This window comes from Mitsuokella sp. AF21-1AC, assembly GCF_003458855.1.
Classification (GTDB): domain Bacteria; phylum Bacillota; class Negativicutes; order Selenomonadales; family Selenomonadaceae; genus Mitsuokella.
The window spans coordinates 28,323-42,143 of record NZ_QRVW01000013.1 but is presented as its reverse complement, the minus strand read 5'-3'; the positions used below and the strand labels follow the sequence as shown (position 1 = coordinate 42,143).

The following is a 13,821-nucleotide window of genomic DNA, read 5'->3' as shown; positions in this document are numbered from 1 at the left end:
TAGGAGCTCGATAAGTCGAGCATATGAAAGGGTGTATGAATATGAATAACATCAATGAAAAGGCATTGGCTTTGCATAGAGAGAACCAGGGCAAAATCGAGATGCGCAGCAAGGTGCCTCTCGAAAAATCACGTGATCTGACGCTGGCTTATTCGCCGGGCGTCGCCGCACCGTGCCTCGAGATCAAGAAGAATCCCGAAACGATCTATGATTATACGGCCAAGGGCAATCTCGTCGCCGTCGTGACGAACGGCAGCGCCGTACTCGGCCTCGGCAACATCGGTGCCGGCGCCGGCCTGCCGGTCATGGAGGGCAAGGCCATCCTGTTCAAGGGCTTTGCCGGTGTCGATTCCGTCCCCATCTGCCTCGACACGCAGGATGTCGATGAGATTGTCCGCGCCGTCGAGCTCATGGCCCCGACGTTTGGCGGAATCAACCTCGAGGACATCAAGGCACCGCAGTGCTTCGACATCGAGAAGCGCCTGCGCGAGAAACTCGATATCCCGGTCTTCCACGATGATCAGCACGGCACGGCCATCGTCGTCGTCTCGGCTCTCATCAATGCCTTCAAGCTCACGAAGCGCAACTTCCAGGACTCGAAATTCGTCATCAATGGCGCCGGTGCAGCCGGCCAGGCCATCACGCGCCTGATCTACAACATGGGCGGCCGCAACATCATCCTCTGCGATTCCAAGGGTGCCATCTACACAGGCCGTCCGGAAGGCATGAATCCGTACAAGGACGACATCGCCACGATCACGAACCCCGCGCATCAGGCCGGCAAGCTGGCGGATGTCATCAAGGATGCCGATGTCTTCATCGGTGTTTCCGTAGCCGGCTGTGTCACGAAGGACATGGTCCGCTCGATGAAGAAAGACCCGATCATCATGGGCATGGCCAACCCGACGCCTGAGATCATGCCGGAAGACGCCCATGCCGCCGGTGCCCGCGTCGTCTGCACGGGCCGCAGCGATTACCCGAACCAGGTCAACAACCTGCTGGCCTTCCCGGGCATCTTCCGCGGCGCTCTCGACGTCCGCGCCAAAGCCATCAATGAAGAAATGAAGATGGCCGCAGCCAAGGCCATCGCCGGCCTCATCGACGCCAAGGAGCTCGACGAGAATCACGTCATCACGAGCCCGTTCGACCCGCGCGTCGCACCGACCGTCGCAGCTGCTGTCGCCAAGGCAGCCATCGAGAGCGGCGTAGCCCGCCGCACGGACGTCACGCCGGAGCAGGTAGCCCGCCATACGCACGATTTGCTTGAAAACGAACGCGCCAAGGAAGCTACGGCTTGACAATTTCAAAACAAAAACAAAAACGGCTTATCCGCATCACACGATACGGATAAGCCGTTTTTTCCGGAAGGCGCTGAAGACCTGATTTATTTTGCCGACAGTGTTTTATCGAGTTCCCTGGCCAGCTCAAGATCTGAAGACGGATTCTGCCCCGTAATAAGCTCGCGGTCATGGACGACGTGGCTGCCATACATGCCATCGACACGCATCCTGCCGCCTGCAATCTGCAGGGCCTGCTCGACGTGAAACGGCATCTCCGTGCCCTTGGCGACTTCGCCAGGCCACTCTTCTGCATCCGAGAGGACCGTCATCTCGTAGCCGCTGTAGATCCAGCCCTTGGCAGCAGCCATGGCTCCCTTCGCATCATGCGAGACAAGCGCCTGACGGTAAGCTGCGGCATCCGGCAGAGCTGCAAGCATCGCAGACGGGCCATGGCAGATGAACGCCGTCGGCTTCTGCTTCTCGTGGAAGTAGCGCAAGATTGTGCCGAGATCCTTATCCTGCATGAGGTCCGTCATCGGCGCATGGCCGCCCGGCACAAAGATGGCCGCATACTGCTCGAGGCCGTCCTTGATGGCGTCCTGCAGCGAGATGGGCTTGAGACCATTGACGAACGCCACAGCCTTGGCGCGCGCTGCTTCATCGCCGCCAAAGAATTTCTTGTCGTTCGAGCTCTTGTCCATGACCGGCATCTGGCCGCTCGGCGTGGCGAGCACGATCTCATAGCCGCGCTCTGCCAGATACTCCGTCGGCACGGCGAATTCATTGAGAAAGAAGCCGACATCCATGATGCTCTTGTCGGCAAGCTCCATCTTATCCTGACTCGAAACCACGACGAGGATCTTGCCCTTGCTCGCGGCCGCTTCTGAATGGGCGCTGAAGATTGGCAGCAACAGGAGCGCTGCCAGGCATAAGAATAGCACCTGCTTCATCAAAATCCCTCCTGTTGATCTTCGTGTGGATCCGGTAAAATCCTGTCTTTCATATTTGCCTTGCCCCAGTCGCAGATAGCCTGAACGACAGGCGTAAGGCTTTTCCCGAACTCGGTCAGGCTGTATTCCGTGCGCGGCGGCACGACGGGGTAAACCTTGCGATGGATGACGCCATCTGCCTCGAGCTCGCGAAGTTGCTGTGTCAGCATCTTCGGAGTCGCCTGCGGAATAAGGCGGTGCAGCTCGCCATAGCGGTGCGTCCGCTGCATCAGGTGCCAGATAATGATGCATTTGTATTTGCCGCCAATCAGGCTCAGCGCTGCTTCAACCGGGCAATGGAACATTGCTTCCTTCATCAAACGCTCACTCCCATCTGCCAACACCTTCTACAACCATCCGGCCAGCTCCAGCAACACTCATGCCTGATGTGCCGCTAATACCGTAGCAGCGAGGCCGCGAACCCATTCCTGATGACCGACATTCATCGGGTCCTTCGGGTCTTCGTGGAGCTCAGCTGCCGGCTTTCCCTTCTGCGATTCCTGCGTCAGGATGCGCACGCGGCCTTCCGAGAGGTCCTCAATAAGCCAGGCATGGATGACATCGAGGCGGTGCTCTGCATCGCCCTCTGCCCAACCATGCCAAGCCAGGCGGCCCGGCTCACCATCGTGCGGTGCCTCGAACTCCGTGATCTCCGCTTCAATCGGGAAGCCGAACGTCTTGAAGCGGAAGCGCGTATCCGGTGCTAGCTTCGTGCCCTCCGTATTGTCGAACTCGACGTCCGCGACATTGCTGTAGTACGTCGGCCAGATGCTCGTGTCGATAAGGTTCGCAAACGTCTCCGCAGCGTCGATGCCCTTGACGATGACCTCATTCGAGGCGAAGTTATCTGTCAGCCCCGGCAGGTAGTCATGCGGCCAGTTAATTTCGTTTAACATAAATATCCTCCATTTATTTCGTCGTATCTCATAGATTTTCCTTTTGCCGCAGCGGCTCATTTCAGCTGATGCATTCATTATAGCCACAAAGAATCCTTTTGTTAAGAATGCACTTTATTGTATGATAGTACCCAAAAGGATAGTATTGAGGATGGGCCGCATCTGCTATAATGATAATAGACAACAACTAAAGAGAAGGGACGATACTATGAACGCCATCTTCACCCGCACGAGCGTCCGCAAGTTCGAGGACAGGCCCGTAGAAAAAGAGAAGATTGAGAAACTACTTCAGGCTGGCTTTGTCGCGCCATCGGCAGGCAATCAGCAGCCCTGGGAATTCTATGTCGTGACGAAACGCGAGACGATTGAAGCGCTTGCCAAGACGAGCCCCTATGCGGGAGCAGCCGCCAAAGCTCCCGTCGTACTCGTCATCGCTGCCCGCAAGGACGTCATCTTCCCAAGTATCACGGATATCGACTGTGCGATTGCAACGGAAAACATCTGGCTTGAAATGGAAGAGCTTGGCCTCGGCGGCGTCATGATGGCCGTCTCTCCCGTCCCCGAGCGCATGGAGGCCGTCCGTCAGATCCTGAGCCTGCCCGACAACCAGTACGCCTTCGCCCTGCTGCCCTTCGGCTACCCCGTCGGCAAGAAGCCCCAGGTCGACCGCTACGATGCCAGGAAAATCCACTGGATTGAATGATTGCCGTGACACAAAAGACGAATGACATGATAAAAACATGCCATTCGTCTTTTTCTTTGTCTGCCGGGCATTGTATAATAAAAAAAACACCGTGAAAGAAGGATTTATTTGTCTACACCAAAACGTTACCTGCTGCTGATCCTGGCTGTCATGATCCAATCGGCCGGCATCGCCCTTGTCGTCAAAAGCCTCTTGGGCACGTCGCCGATCTCCAGCCTGCCGTATGTCCTGAGCCTGATCTCGCCGTTCACCTTCGGCCAGACGACATTTGCCGTCAACATGGTCTTCGTCATCTTCGAGCTCCTGATGCTGCGGCGCGACTTCCCGACAGTCTTCTGGCTGCAGATTCCCGTGACGATTCTCTTCGGCCTCTGCATTGACTTTTTCATGCGGCTCTTTGCCATTGTGCCGGATTTCTACTCGCTCCAGATTGCCCTCTGTGTGCTCGGTACCGCTCTCGTCGCGCTCGGCGTGGCTGGACAAGGCATCGCCGACGTCCTCATGCTCGCCGGCGAAGGCGCCGTCTACATCTTTGCCCATAAATTCCACATCGACTTCGGCAAGGTCAAGGTCGGCAATGACATCAGCCTCGTCGTGCTTGCGGCCATCATCTCACTGCTGACCATGGGCACCATCGAGGGCATCCGCGAAGGCACGCTGATTTCCGCGCTGCTGACCGGCATCATCGCCCGCTTCTACCTGCGCCACCTGAGCCGCGTCGATGCCCACGGCCGCATCTACCTCGCACCGCATACGCATAAATCATAACACACAAAAAGGCTATTCTCTTGAGCAACCAGCTCAAGGAAATAGCCTTTTTACGTTACTTACGTGATTCAGTTCTCGAAGATATCAGCCAGGGTGATATCGAAGCCGGGGGCGAGCTCAACGGGGATGGTGTATGGCATGTCTGCCTCTTCTTCCCGGTGCTCCTCGAGCAGCTCGGCGTTGCGAGCACGGTCAGCTTCGGAGTAGTAGGTGTAGACCTGCGCAAGCTCGAAGCGGCCTTCTTCATTGTGATAGATCTCGATACTGCGCGTCTCGATGCTGACAATCCAGTAGACGCGGACGCCAGCCTTTGCGTAAGCCTTTGCCTTGTCGCCACGATCCCGCTTCGCCGTGCTTGGCGACAGGACCTCAACGACGAGGTCTGGCGCGCCCTCCACACAGGTATCCTTGATCTTGTCCGGGTCGCAGACAATCATCGCGTCCGGTATGAAGTGGTTCTTCTCATCCAGGATGAGGTCGACGCCGTCCGGCAGGGCCGTGTATCGTTTGCCGCGTAACTTCTGGTCAAATAAGTTGGCAATACGAGCAGCCACTTGAACATGGCGCACACGAGGACGCGGCGACATCATGACCACTTTGCCATCGATGAGTTCAAATGGCGTCTGGTATTCCCTCTCTACTGCATGATCCATACAATCACCCCTTCCCAAATCATTCTTCAAGTCATCAGTTCTTCTGATCCATGACAGCCATCGAAGCAACCGTATCATTCTCTGCCGTGGACATGAGCTTGACACCCTGCGTGTTGCGGCTGATGACCGAGATGTCGGAGATGTTCGTGCGGATCACGATGCCTTCCGTCGTGATGAGCATGAGCTCCTGGTCGGGATGAACGACGCGCAGGCCGATGACATCGCCGGTCTTCTCCGTGACTTTGAGGTTGATGAGGCCCTTGCCGCCGCGGTTCTGCGTGCGGTACTCGCTCGTCTCCGTGCGCTTGCCATAGCCCTCGGCCGTAACCGTCAGGACCTCGGCATTCGGCGACAGCGTATCCATGCCGATAATCTCATCGCCGTCGTTGAGGCTGATGCCCTTGACGCCGCGGGCAGCGCGGCCCATCGCGCGCACATCGTCCTCGGAGAAGACGATGGCCATGCCCCACTTCGTGCCGAGGATCATATCGCGCTCGCCGTCCGTGAACTTGACGCCGATGAGCTCATCATCGTCATCGAGATTGATGGCATTGAGGCCGCCCTTGTGCAGGTTCTTGAACTCGACAAGGCTCGTCTTCTTGACGATACCCTTCTTCGTGGCCATGAACAGGTAAGCATCCGGATTGAAGCCCTTGACCTGGATGACCGCCGTGATCTTCTCATCCTTCTCAAGCTGCAGCAGGTTGATGATGGCCGTGCCCTTCGCCGTGCGGCTGGCCTCGGCAATCTCGTATGCCTTGAGATGGTAGACGCGGCCGCGGTTCGTGAAGAACAGGATCGTATGATGCGTCGTCGTGATCAGGAGATTCTCGACGAAATCCGTCTCCTTCGTACCCATGCCCTTGACGCCCTTGCCGCCGCGGTTCTGGCGGCGGTACGTGTCGAGCGGCATGCGCTTGATGTAGTTGTTATGCGTCAGCGTGATGACGACATCCTCCTCCGCGATGAGGTCTTCGACATCAATTTCGCTCGTATCAACCGTCAGGCGCGTGCGGCGGGCATCGCCGAACTTCTGCTTGACTGCCGTGAGCTCTTCCTTGATGATGCCGAGGATGCGGCTCTCATCTGCGAGGATGGCCTTGTACTCCTCGATTGCCTTCAAGACTTCCTGATACTCCTCCTCGATTTTCTCACGCTCGAGGCCGGTCAGGCGCTGGAGACGCAGATCGAGGATGGCCTGAGCCTGCTTCTCGGAGAGCTTGAAGCCCTCCATCAAAGCCGTGCGGGCAATGTCGGCCGTGCGGCTCTCACGGATCGTCGTGATGACGGCATCGAGATGGTCGAGGGCAATCGTCAAACCTTCCAAGATATGGGCGCGTGCTTCTGCTTTCTTGAGTTCATAGCGCGTGCGCCGCGTGATGACGTCTTCCTGATGCTTGATGTAGTAATGCAGGACTTCCTTGAGGTTCAGGATCTTCGGCTTGCCGTCAACGAGTGCCAGCATGATGACGCCGAAGCTGTCCTGCAGCTGCGTATGCTTGTAGAGCTGATTCAGGATGACGTTGGCGTTGGCGTCGCGGCGCAGGTCAATGACGATGCGCATGCCGCCGCGATCCGACTCATCACGCAGATCCGTAATGCCCTCGATCTGTTTGTCGCGCACGAGCTGCGCAATCTTCTCGACGAGGCGGGCCTTGTTGACCTGATACGGCAGCTCCGTCACGATGATGCGCGGCTTGCCGTTCGACATCGTTTCGATGCGGGCATTGGCACGCATCTTGATGACGCCGCGGCCCGTCGTGTACGCCTGGCGGATGCCGTCCTTGCCGAGGATCAGGCCGGCCGTTGGGAAATCCGGGCCCTTGATGACCGTCATGAGCTCTTCAACAGAAGCGTCCGGATTATCAATGAGCATCAGCGTGCCGTCGATGACCTCGCACATGTTGTGCGGCGGGATGTTCGTCGCCATGCCGACGGCGATGCCGCTCGTGCCGTTGACGAGCAGCTGCGGGAACTTCGCCGGCAGTACCTCCGGCTCCTTCAAGGACTCATCGTAGTTCGGCGCAAAATCGACCGTTTCCTTGTCGATGTCCTGCAGCATGAGTTCCGCAATCTTCGACATACGGACCTCGGTGTAACGCATGGCAGCCGCCGGATCTCCATCGACCGAGCCGAAGTTGCCGTGGCCGTCCGCGAGCATGTAGCGCATGGAGAAATCCTGCGCCATGCGCACGATGGCATCGTAAACGGAAGAATCGCCGTGCGGATGATATTTACCGAGGACTTCACCGACGATACGGGCCGATTTCTTGTAGGGCTTGTTGGAGCCCATGCCCGCTTCCTGCATCGCGTAAAGGATGCGGCGGTGTACTGGTTTCAAGCCGTCCCGGACATCCGGCAGTGCACGCGCAACGATGACACTCATGGCATAATCGATGTATGAGTTCTTCATCTCGTGTTCCAGATTGACCGGCACGATCTTTCCCTGTCCAAAATCCACAATCTCACCTCAAAATCTAAAAAATAAACTCATTTTTTACAAAATCATTTAGCATTTAATTATACCATTTTCCCGCTCAAAAGTCCACAAACGCCCGTCTCACAAGGGCTGAACGGCCCCAATACGAATAAGGCCCGCCGGGTAGTCAATCCGGCGGGCCTTTGGTTTTTCATGATGTGGTGCGTTAGCGCCCCAAGACTTCAGCGTAGATGTACCCTTCACGTACGCCTGAATCGCTGTAGGTGATGACCTGACTGTGGAAACGGCTTGCGAGCACCTCGGCGATGATGAGCCCCGGGATGACTGTATGCATGCGCTCCGGCACCGTGCGCATCAGCATCACCGTCATCTCCTCCGTCAGACCATGCTCGAACGTGAAGCGGCGGACGATCTCCGATAGCTTCGCGGCCTCCATCTTCACATTGTCCTCAGGCTCATGGAACAATGCATTGTAGAGCGCACAGGCCCCCTTGAACGTGCCCCCGATGCCGGCAATAGCCCCTTCCTTGACATCCTCGAAGCCATCGGCCGCTGCGAGCGTCGCCCGGGCCTCTTCGCGCATCGCCTGGCACTCCTCCGCCGTCGGCAGGACGCCTGCGACATACTTCGTATAGAACGCCAGCGAACCGATGGGCAGGCTGACCTTCTCCTGAATCTCACGGCCGCGGTACACGACGATCTCCGTGCTCGCACCGCCGATATCGATGAGCAGGCCGCCTTCAGCCGTCAGGCCATGCGTCGCCCCGATGAAATCGTACGTGGCCTCTTCATCGCCCGTGATGACGCGGATGGGAAGTCCCGTACGCCGCTCGATTTCCCCGACGGCCGCCTGACTGTTCTTCGCATTGCGCAGCGCCGCCGTCGTAAAGGCCACGACATGCGTGATATTGAAGTTCATCAGGAAGCTCTTGAACTCCGTCAGGATCTCCACCGTCTTATCGATGCCCTGCTGCTGCATGACGCCATCTTTGAGATACGCCGCCAGTCCGACCGTATGCTTCTTCTTCATGAGCATCTCCACATGCGTGCCCTCGATGAAGTAAATCGCCATGCGCACAGTATTGGAGCCAATATCAATCATTCCGTATAACAAACTTCTCGTCCTTTCTCATCTGCCATGCGTCATTATCACCGTTTGAGCCCATTGCCCGTCAGAGGAATGACGACCTTGTAATTATCCGGTTTGCCGTCCTTGAAATACTGCACGGCTCCCGCCAGAGCCGCTGCCGACGTCATCTCGACATAGACGCCGCGATGACCGAGGTACTTGTGCGCCTTGAGGATATCCTTATCCGCCACCGTGATGGCATCGCCATGCGAGAGCTTCAGCACGCGCACAATATCGTTCATGCGCTTCGGCTCCGAGATGCGGATGGCCTCGGCAATCGTCGAACGGCGCGGTCCCTTCGGCAGCCCATGGAACGCTTCATAGACCGGCGCACATTTCTCCGACTGCACCGCCACGAACTGCGGCAGGCGGCCAATCTCCCAGAAGCCGAGGAACAGCCCCAAAAGCAGCGTGCCATTGCCGACCGGCACGAAGATGTAATCCGGCACATGCTCGTGCAGCTGATGATACATCTCATACGCCATCGACTTGATGCCCTCAAAGAACAGCGGATTGTAGACATGCGACGCATAATACGCCTTACCGAGATTCTGCTTGACGGCCGCACACGCCTTCATGCGCCCGTTGGCCACCTTGACGATCTTCGCGCCATACGCCTCGATCTGAGCCACCTTCTCCTGCGAGATATCATCCGGCACATAAACCGTACACTTCATATCCGCTGCAGCCGCGTAGGCAGCCATCGATGCACCGGCATTGCCCGAGGAATCGAGCGCGATTTCCTTGATGCCGAGGCGATGAAGCTCATTGATGAGCGTATACGCTCCGCGGTCCTTGAAAGAACCCGTCGGCTGCAGATTCTCGAGTTTCAGCAGGAAATCCAGCTTATCCACGGTAAACGGCAGCAGCGGCGTCTCGAACTCCCCGAGCGTGATGCCCGAGGCCAGCACATCCTCGGGATCCTTATGCAGGCTCAGCATGCCCCCGCATTCACAGCGGTAAAGATGCGTATTCAGCGGATATTCCTTCTTGCATGTTTCACAATAAAAGTACATGTGAATCGCTTCCTTTCCTACAACAAGCGCCCCCGCGTCGATTTCTCACATAAATCCATTCACTTATTAGATTCGTCATTGCTTCTCCGTTCCCCTGTCAGTCCCGCAAGAAACTTTCAGAAAAACGCAACCGCTCCGTGCCGCCACCAGCCAGTAAGAAAATTTCTCTCGCCCTCTATTGAAATACGCCCCCATTTGTTGTAATATAGTCATGGGAGGCCTACTACATCTAGTATGTGGTAGGTGGCAGAAGGTATAGAGGCGGCAAAAGCGGGAACGTTCGGTTGTTCCCGCTTTTGTATTGTAAAAAAGACTTGTCAGACGGTACAGATGTGATAGAATGGAATCAGCGTGGATAAGCACAATAACCCACATGGCAAAAGCCACTTCCTAGGATGGTAACCTGGAAAGTGGCTTTTTTGATTAAACAGATTTAATTTGAGTTTATAGGCTCTATTGCACTTAGATTGTAAATATATCCCCCATAAAAACTATTTTACTAAGTGGACCGTCTTTTTTCCTTCTCCAGATGGATTTGATCCTCCAGAAAGGTAATTAGCCCATCGTATTGTTTTGTTTCCGCCTGTTATAAGCACTCTATTGGCAACGATACTACCATTAAAATTTGTGTTATATGTTTGTATAGTAACCGTCTTATTCTTATTAGGAGCATATATTATTCCATTTAATTCAGGTAAATCAACAGGGACTGTTATATTGCCATATAGTGATATGAAAATAAAAAACTCATCTTTTGTCGGTTGTGGAGTATTTTCAAAGCTAACCGTCAAGTTTCCTGGAACGATGATAACCCTATAGTAATTGTTATCATTCATGGTTAAATTCGGATATGTCTTTTGAGGATTTCCCTGCCAACTATGAAATGAATAGCTCCAATCTTTCTTTGTTGCATCATCATCATAATAAACATGATTTTTTTCTCTATCTTCAGGTTTCATTTTTTTATATTGCTCAATTAATGATTGTATTCCCTTATTCTTCTCTATGGAAATATCAATATTATCACCATACTGAACTTTATCAGGATTAGTCTTATAATAATAAATATCTTTATAGGCAGGGTTATCAGGATATTTTAATTTCATTTCAGAAATAGGCTGCCCATCTTTATCGATAAAGGTATAAAATTCTTCTCTTCCATTATACCATCCATATCTACCCCAAACATTTGGGTCAATATCCACTTTTCCCTTAAATCCTCCATAATCAAAATTTTTAAATTTAGGAGTTCCGTATGTTACATCTTCGGATGTATATATTTTTCCTAACAACGTATTACTCCGACTCTGGTCCATAGCAATTCTTCCATTAGTTCTTATATTTCCTTCTATCGTTACATTGTTTGTATTAATATATAATCCTGATGTATTAGGATCGTTATAATCATCATGCAAAGGAACCTCTTTACCAGTAGTTATTGCATAATTAAACATATCGTCTGATGGAATAGATGGATTATCTTCACTAGATACTTTTGCTGTTGCCGTAACGGACACTGGTATCGTATTGATATCAAACAACTTCAAGAATGACGCTTCTACACTGCCCCGCAAGGTTACATCCAATTCATCTTTCTGCTTATCGGTATGATAATTCAAGGTTTCATATTCATTAGGAAAATCATCACCAGTTTGATACGAATAATTTTTAAAATATGGCCCTAAATTCGTTTGCAAATACTGAAGAACAACGCCATCAGCCTGATTATCGTCGAGATGATAAGCACCAGCTAAAACCGCGGCATCCGCTGCGTTCTGCAGCTGCGAGCGGCGCACGTAGGCACTGCCAAAGTCAACAGCCAGTCCCGTAAATGCGATGATAAAAGGCAGCAGAAAAGCCGTCAGGACCAGTATGGCTCCTTGTTGCGCGTGTATCGGTCTGCCCATGACGACTCCTTCTTTCCTGATCCTTCAATAAAATCCTACGACTCCAGTATAGCAACATCTCCCTGCACAGGCAAGAAAAAGGACATGCTCAGATTCAGCCCTTCTCTGCCAAGGCTATGCCCATGAGTGTACTAGCTTGGTCGGCCATGAACAAAGGGATGTTCAGGACGCCGTTATCGAATTTCAGGTTATTCAAGGAAAAACGTACCCTGAGTTTTGTTTCTTGAGGATAGGTTTCCGCGTATTTCTTCAGACTGGTGCTTTTGATGTTCGTGTCTGCCTTGACCTCAACGGGGATGATATCGTTCTGACGCTGGATGACGAAGTCAACTTCATACGGTGGATTGGTGCGAGACCAATAACGAGGCGTGACATCCAGCTGTGGAACCAGCGACTGCAGGACGAAGTTCTCGGTCAGCGCGCCTTTGAATTCCACAAAAAGACGCGCGCCCTCTCGGAATGCTGAAGGATCGAGTTTGGACAGCCGTCTCAAGATGCCGACATCAGTCAGATATATCTTGAAAGCACTGAGATCATCATAGGCAGATAGTGGCAGCCCCGGCGCCTTGATGCGGAATATCTTGTAAACGAGCTCCGAATTGACAAGCCACTGCAGCGCATCTTCGTATTCGCGCGCACGCGCCCCAGGCCTGACAACATTGTACAAGAACTTCTTGTTCTCACGAGACAGCTGCGACGGCAATGAATCCCAGATCATAGTAATCTTAGGATATTCCCGTGTCTCTGGATGCTTCATAAAGTCACGCACATAGGCATTCAGGATGTTCATCAGCGTTTCCTGCACCTGCCCGACCGACTGCGTCTCAATCCAGCGCTGAACCACCTCCGGCATACCACCTGTAATGTAGTACATCTTGAGTTTCTCCACCAGCGGATTGAAGAACGCCTCCGGCAAAGGCGCCAAATCTTCAACCTGCTCCAGATAGGCGGCCAGATTCCCACTGCCAGTCGCCATAAGAAATTCCAAAAAATTCATCGGATAGACTGACAAAAAGTCTATCTGCCCCACAGGAAACGACGACGGTTTTGCCAACGTAATGCCCAGCAGCAACCCTGCGCAGGCAACATGGTACTCCGGCGCATTCTCATGGAAATACTTCAGCGCGTTGAGCACCTCTGGAGAATTCTGTATCTCATCAAAGACCAGCAAGGTCTTGCCGGGCAAAATCTGCTGCCCGCTCGCCATCGCCAGATTCGGCACTATACGGTAAACATCCTTCGTCGTCTTGAAAAAATCCCTATACTCCGGATTTTCATCAAAGTTAAAATACGCCATATTCTCATAATACCGCCGTCCCAATTCCTTCAGAAGCCAAGTCTTGCCGACCTGACGGCCCCCCTTCAATATCAGTGGCTTCCGATAAGGCGACTTCTTCCAAGCTACCAGCCGCTTCATCACCAGTCTCTCCATGATAATCACCTCTTTATATATAATTATGTGACTTTTTACACATAATTATATATAAAGAGGTGTAAACATGCAAAAAAAAGACAGTTAATCCATTTTCCTGACCGAACTTAAATTATTGGATAGCAAAAAGTCAGGCACGATATTTTGTCGAGCCTGACTTTATTTTTGTTCTTGGAAAGTAAGGATTTGATCTGGCTTTAGGCCCAGGGCATCGGCCTGACCGGCGGTCATCTCGAGGACGCTGTGGGCTTGCCAGCAGGCGGAGAGGCCGAGCCAGGGGCGCAGGTAGCGGGTGATTTTAAGGATCTTGCCATGCTGGTCGAGGTAGACGGCATCAATGGCGAAGCGCATGAAGCACATGTGGATGCTGTTGCAGGGCGTAATGAGGAGCCCTGTCGCGGGCGGCAGAGGACGGCGAAACATCAGCCCCGCCAGGCGCGTCCAGAATGTATCAGCCATATGAACCTGGATGCTGCGGCCGTTATCCGGATGGATGAATATGCATTGCTTCATGCGCTAAATTGTCCTTTCTGTTTCTTTCATCTGCCGCATGCCCATGGACCTCTTCCGCCTCATCCGTCAGCTGCGCTGACACCTTCTCCCTAGGA

Annotated in this window: 13 protein-coding genes; 3 read left to right on the top strand and 10 right to left on the bottom strand. The window is 53.5% G+C overall.

Annotated elements, in window-relative coordinates:
- Positions 1–41: 41 nt before the first annotated feature.
- Positions 42–1,298 (top strand): NADP-dependent malic enzyme, encoded by a 1,257-nt coding sequence (locus DWX75_RS06355; protein WP_118015526.1) that lies wholly within the window; start codon positions 42–44, stop codon positions 1,296–1,298.
- Positions 1,299–1,384: 86 nt separating this feature from the next.
- Here the strand turns inward: DWX75_RS06355 and DWX75_RS06350 are convergent, their stop codons facing one another.
- The 3 genes from DWX75_RS06350 to DWX75_RS06340 are packed head-to-tail and all read right to left on the bottom strand — an operon-like array spanning position 1,385 to position 3,165.
- Positions 1,385–2,230, bottom strand: coding sequence for a type 1 glutamine amidotransferase domain-containing protein (locus DWX75_RS06350; RefSeq protein ID WP_118015496.1), 846 nt, complete (start codon positions 2,228–2,230; stop codon positions 1,385–1,387).
- Positions 2,230–2,586, bottom strand: a complete 357-nt coding sequence (locus DWX75_RS06345) for a helix-turn-helix domain-containing protein (protein WP_118015495.1) — start codon at positions 2,584–2,586, stop codon at positions 2,230–2,232. The genes DWX75_RS06350 and DWX75_RS06345 overlap by 1 nt, the downstream gene beginning before the upstream one ends.
- A 60-nt stretch (positions 2,587–2,646) precedes the next feature.
- Positions 2,647–3,165: an SRPBCC domain-containing protein gene (locus DWX75_RS06340; protein ID WP_118015494.1), complete on the bottom strand. Its 519-nt coding sequence runs from the start codon at positions 3,163–3,165 to the stop codon at positions 2,647–2,649.
- Between the two features lie 208 nt (positions 3,166–3,373).
- Here DWX75_RS06340 and DWX75_RS06335 point away from each other — a divergent pair, with 208 nt between their 5' ends.
- Together DWX75_RS06335 and DWX75_RS06330 are read left to right on the top strand one after the other, a co-directional pair.
- The gene (locus tag DWX75_RS06335; RefSeq protein WP_118015493.1) at positions 3,374–3,868 is read left to right on the top strand and encodes a nitroreductase family protein; all 495 of its coding nucleotides are present in this window, start codon (positions 3,374–3,376) and stop codon (positions 3,866–3,868) included.
- A gap of 108 nt (positions 3,869–3,976) precedes the next feature.
- Positions 3,977–4,636, top strand: a complete 660-nt coding sequence (locus tag DWX75_RS06330) for a YitT family protein (protein ID WP_233519499.1) — start codon at positions 3,977–3,979, stop codon at positions 4,634–4,636.
- A gap of 68 nt (positions 4,637–4,704) precedes the next feature.
- Here the strand turns inward: DWX75_RS06330 and DWX75_RS06325 are convergent, their stop codons facing one another.
- From DWX75_RS06325 to DWX75_RS06295, 7 genes are all read right to left on the bottom strand, one after another.
- Complete coding sequence (locus DWX75_RS06325) at positions 4,705–5,289, bottom strand: Uma2 family endonuclease (RefSeq protein WP_158558770.1); 585 nt, start codon at positions 5,287–5,289, stop codon at positions 4,705–4,707.
- 34 nt (positions 5,290–5,323) lie between these two features.
- The gene (gene gyrA / locus DWX75_RS06320) at positions 5,324–7,750 is read right to left on the bottom strand and encodes a DNA gyrase subunit A (protein WP_118015491.1); all 2,427 of its coding nucleotides are present in this window, start codon (positions 7,748–7,750) and stop codon (positions 5,324–5,326) included.
- Positions 7,751–7,934: 184 nt separating this feature from the next.
- Positions 7,935–8,831 (bottom strand): exopolyphosphatase, encoded by an 897-nt coding sequence (locus DWX75_RS06315; protein ID WP_367181021.1) that lies wholly within the window; start codon positions 8,829–8,831, stop codon positions 7,935–7,937.
- A 47-nt stretch (positions 8,832–8,878) separates the two neighbouring features.
- On the bottom strand, positions 8,879–9,874 hold the full coding sequence (locus DWX75_RS06310) for a pyridoxal-phosphate dependent enzyme (RefSeq protein WP_118015489.1): 996 nt from the start codon (positions 9,872–9,874) through the stop codon (positions 8,879–8,881).
- Positions 9,875–10,365: 491 nt separating this feature from the next.
- The gene (locus DWX75_RS06305) at positions 10,366–11,781 is read right to left on the bottom strand and encodes a Tad domain-containing protein (RefSeq protein ID WP_118015488.1); all 1,416 of its coding nucleotides are present in this window, start codon (positions 11,779–11,781) and stop codon (positions 10,366–10,368) included.
- A 94-nt stretch (positions 11,782–11,875) separates the two neighbouring features.
- Positions 11,876–13,213: an ATP-binding protein gene (locus DWX75_RS06300; protein ID WP_118015487.1), complete on the bottom strand. Its 1,338-nt coding sequence runs from the start codon at positions 13,211–13,213 to the stop codon at positions 11,876–11,878.
- A gap of 159 nt (positions 13,214–13,372) precedes the next feature.
- The gene (locus tag DWX75_RS06295; RefSeq protein WP_118015486.1) at positions 13,373–13,726 is read right to left on the bottom strand and encodes a DUF192 domain-containing protein; all 354 of its coding nucleotides are present in this window, start codon (positions 13,724–13,726) and stop codon (positions 13,373–13,375) included.
- Positions 13,727–13,821 lie beyond the last annotated feature (95 nt).

What these genes read in the sequence shown, in the direction of transcription:
- DWX75_RS06300 (WP_118015487.1), bottom strand. Translation starts at nt 13,213, where the DNA reads ATGGAGAGACTGGTGATGAAGCGGCTGGTAGCTTGGAAGAAGTCGCCT.
- DWX75_RS06350 (WP_118015496.1), bottom strand. Translation starts at nt 2,230, where the DNA reads ATGAAGCAGGTGCTATTCTTATGCCTGGCAGCGCTCCTGTTGCTGCCA.
- DWX75_RS06335 (WP_118015493.1), top strand. Translation starts at nt 3,374, where the DNA reads ATGAACGCCATCTTCACCCGCACGAGCGTCCGCAAGTTCGAGGACAGG.
- DWX75_RS06340 (WP_118015494.1), bottom strand. Translation starts at nt 3,165, where the DNA reads ATGTTAAACGAAATTAACTGGCCGCATGACTACCTGCCGGGGCTGACA.
- DWX75_RS06310 (WP_118015489.1), bottom strand. Translation starts at nt 9,874, where the DNA reads ATGTACTTTTATTGTGAAACATGCAAGAAGGAATATCCGCTGAATACG.
- DWX75_RS06345 (WP_118015495.1), bottom strand. Translation starts at nt 2,586, where the DNA reads ATGAAGGAAGCAATGTTCCATTGCCCGGTTGAAGCAGCGCTGAGCCTG.
- DWX75_RS06315 (WP_367181021.1), bottom strand. Translation starts at nt 8,831, where the DNA reads ATGATTGATATTGGCTCCAATACTGTGCGCATGGCGATTTACTTCATC.
- DWX75_RS06305 (WP_118015488.1), bottom strand. Translation starts at nt 11,781, where the DNA reads ATGGGCAGACCGATACACGCGCAACAAGGAGCCATACTGGTCCTGACG.
- DWX75_RS06295 (WP_118015486.1), bottom strand. Translation starts at nt 13,726, where the DNA reads ATGAAGCAATGCATATTCATCCATCCGGATAACGGCCGCAGCATCCAG.
- DWX75_RS06325 (WP_158558770.1), bottom strand. Translation starts at nt 5,289, where the DNA reads ATGGATCATGCAGTAGAGAGGGAATACCAGACGCCATTTGAACTCATC.
- DWX75_RS06355 (WP_118015526.1), top strand. Translation starts at nt 42, where the DNA reads ATGAATAACATCAATGAAAAGGCATTGGCTTTGCATAGAGAGAACCAG.